The sequence below is a fragment of the Kangiella shandongensis genome (assembly GCF_020005365.1).
Taxonomy (GTDB): Bacteria; Pseudomonadota; Gammaproteobacteria; order Enterobacterales; family Kangiellaceae; genus Kangiella; species Kangiella shandongensis.
The window spans coordinates 1-760 of sequence record NZ_JACNML010000027.1 but is presented as its reverse complement, the minus strand read 5'-3'; the positions used below and the strand labels follow the sequence as shown (position 1 = coordinate 760).

Annotated in this window: 1 protein-coding gene; it reads right to left on the bottom strand. The window is 34.3% G+C overall.

What is annotated here, in order from left to right; all coding sequences use genetic code 11:
* Positions 1–105: 105 nt before the first annotated feature.
* The gene (locus H7708_RS13385; protein ID WP_223671359.1) at positions 106–660 is read right to left on the bottom strand and encodes a hypothetical protein; all 555 of its coding nucleotides are present in this window, start codon (positions 658–660) and stop codon (positions 106–108) included.
* Positions 661–760 lie beyond the last annotated feature (100 nt).

Sequence of the window (760 nt, the reverse complement as noted above, 5' to 3'; positions counted from 1 at the left end):
CGCTTTCTGTAATGTGCTTGACGGCCTGAATTTTAAATTCTTCGGTATATCGCTTGGATGACATTTCATTCTCCTCTTTAGCTTCATTGTATAGCTAAAAAGTGTCTAGGAATATCGGGGCGATTCAAAGAAGTTGATTGATTTAGCCTCATTCAAGCATGACTGCTTAAATCTTTGATAATAATTTTCCGTTAGCTCTACTACTTCTGAAAGGTTAAGGCCACTTCGTGTTAAAAGAGACATCAAATTTTTTGATTCATTTTGGCTATATGATATTTTTGCATGTTCTCCAAAGATATCTGCAAATCTGTTCAATTCACAAGGACGTATATTTACTTCCCATTTATCAATAATATGAATAGGCATATACTTACCAAATACTTCAATTCTGTCATTGCTTACGAGAAGCTTTACGGCATAGTTTGGGAGTATATCTAGTTTTGTAAAGGCTATTACCCGATCAAATTTACTAACACTATCTATAGCGGTTGTGAAAGTTACCTCGTAAAATACTTCATTACCAACAAAAAAGGGCTTGGTTTTCTTTACGTAGTATCTATCGTAATAATTCCCTTCTTTTCTAGAATTAAATGGTCTTTTTATACTCTCTGCGATTTTTTTATAGTACTCTTCTTGAATCGCCCCGATATTCCTAGACACTTTTTAGCTATACAATGAAGCTAAAGAGGAGAATGAAATGTCATCCAAGCGATATACCGAAGAATTTAAAATTCAGGCCGTCAAGCACATTACAGAAAGC